We start from the raw sequence: 2,680 nt of genomic DNA on the forward strand, positions 1-2,680 counted from the left end.
TAATCTAATCTGTATCAGGCTGAAAATCTTCTCTCATCCGCCAAAACATCTTCGGCGTTGTAAGGTTAAGCCTCACGGTTCATTAGTACCGGTTAGCTCAACGCATCGCTGCGCTTACACACCCGGCCTATCAACGTCGTCGTCTTCAACGTTCCTTCAGGAGACTTAAAGTCTCAGGGAGAACTCATCTCGGGGCAAGTTTCGTGCTTAGATGCTTTCAGCACTTATCTCTTCCGCATTTAGCTACCGGGCAGTGCCATTGGCATGACAACCCGAACACCAGTGATGCGTCCACTCCGGTCCTCTCGTACTAGGAGCAGCCCCCCTCAGTTCTCCAGCGCCCACGGCAGATAGGGACCGAACTGTCTCACGACGTTCTAAACCCAGCTCGCGTACCACTTTAAATGGCGAACAGCCATACCCTTGGGACCTACTTCAGCCCCAGGATGTGATGAGCCGACATCGAGGTGCCAAACACCGCCGTCGATATGAACTCTTGGGCGGTATCAGCCTGTTATCCCCGGAGTACCTTTTATCCGTTGAGCGATGGCCCTTCCATTCAGAACCACCGGATCACTATGACCTGCTTTCGCACCTGCTCGCGCCGTCACGCTCGCAGTCAAGCTGGCTTATGCCATTGCACTAACCTCCTGATGTCCGACCAGGATTAGCCAACCTTCGTGCTCCTCCGTTACTCTTTAGGAGGAGACCGCCCCAGTCAAACTACCCACCAGACACTGTCCGCAACCCGGATCACGGGTCCACGTTAGAACATCAAACATTAAAGGGTGGTATTTCAAGGTCGGCTCCATGCAGACTGGCGTCCACACTTCAAAGCCTCCCACCTATCCTACACATCAAGGCTCAATGTTCAGTGTCAAGCTATAGTAAAGGTTCACGGGGTCTTTCCGTCTTGCCGCGGGTACACTGCATCTTCACAGCGAGTTCAATTTCACTGAGTCTCGGGTGGAGACAGCCTGGCCATCATTACGCCATTCGTGCAGGTCGGAACTTACCCGACAAGGAATTTCGCTACCTTAGGACCGTTATAGTTACGGCCGCCGTTTACCGGGGCTTCGATCAAGAGCTTCGCCTTGCGGCTGACCCCATCAATTAACCTTCCGGCACCGGGCAGGCGTCACACCGTATACGTCCACTTTCGTGTTTGCACAGTGCTGTGTTTTTAATAAACAGTTGCAGCCAGCTGGTATCTTCGACTGATTTCAGCTCCACGAGCAAGTCGCTTCACCTACATATCAGCGTGCCTTCTCCCGAAGTTACGGCACCATTTTGCCTAGTTCCTTCACCCGAGTTCTCTCAAGCGCCTTGGTATTCTCTACCTGACCACCTGTGTCGGTTTGGGGTACGATTTGATGTTACCTGATGCTTAGAGGCTTTTCCTGGAAGCAGGGCATTTGTTGCTTCAGCACCGTAGTGCCTCGTCATCACGCCTCAGCCTTGATTCTCCGGATTTGCCTGGAAAATCAGCCTACACGCTTAAACCGGGACAACCGTCGCCCGGCCAACATAGCCTTCTCCGTCCCCCCTTCGCAGTAACACCAAGTACAGGAATATTAACCTGTTTCCCATCGACTACGCCTTTCGGCCTCGCCTTAGGGGTCGACTCACCCTGCCCCGATTAACGTTGGACAGGAACCCTTGGTCTTCCGGCGAGCGGGCTTTTCACCCGCTTTATCGTTACTTATGTCAGCATTCGCACTTCTGATACCTCCAGCATGCCTCACAGCACACCTTCAACGGCTTACAGAACGCTCCCCTACCCAACAACACATAGTGTCGCTGCCGCAGCTTCGGTGCATGGTTTAGCCCCGTTACATCTTCCGCGCAGGCCGACTCGACCAGTGAGCTATTACGCTTTCTTTAAATGATGGCTGCTTCTAAGCCAACATCCTGGCTGTCTGGGCCTTCCCACATCGTTTCCCACTTAACCATGACTTTGGGACCTTAGCTGGCGGTCTGGGTTGTTTCCCTCTTCACGACGGACGTTAGCACCCGCCGTGTGTCTCCCGTGATAACATTCTCCGGTATTCGCAGTTTGCATCGGGTTGGTAAGTCGGGATGACCCCCTTGCCGAAACAGTGCTCTACCCCCGGAGATGAATTCACGAGGCGCTACCTAAATAGCTTTCGGGGAGAACCAGCTATCTCCCGGTTTGATTGGCCTTTCACCCCCAGCCACAAGTCATCCGCTAATTTTTCAACATTAGTCGGTTCGGTCCTCCAGTTAGTGTTACCCAACCTTCAACCTGCCCATGGCTAGATCACCGGGTTTCGGGTCTATACCCTGCAACTTAACGCCCAGTTAAGACTCGGTTTCCCTTCGGCTCCCCTATTCGGTTAACCTTGCTACAGAATATAAGTCGCTGACCCATTATACAAAAGGTACGCAGTCACCCCATAAAGAGGCTCCCACTGCTTGTACGTACACGGTTTCAGGTTCTTTTTCACTCCCCTCGCCGGGGTTCTTTTCGCCTTTCCCTCACGGTACTGGTTCACTATCGGTCAGTCAGGAGTATTTAGCCTTGGAGGATGGTCCCCCCATATTCAGACAGGATACCACGTGTCCCGCCCTACTCATCGAGCTCACAGCATGTGCATTTTTGTGTACGGGGCTGTCACCCTGTATCGCACGCCTTTCCAGACGCTTCCACTAACACACA

1 rRNA gene is annotated in these 2,680 nt (G+C 53.1%); it reads right to left on the reverse strand.

Features of this window, described 5'->3' with window-relative positions:
• Positions 1-61: 61 nt before the first annotated feature.
• Positions 62-2,680: ribosomal RNA gene (locus tag A9587_RS24030) — 23S ribosomal RNA — on the reverse strand; the annotation flags it as partial.

This window comes from Escherichia sp. MOD1-EC6162 (assembly GCF_002965125.1).
Lineage (GTDB): Bacteria > Pseudomonadota > Gammaproteobacteria > Enterobacterales > Enterobacteriaceae > Escherichia > Escherichia marmotae.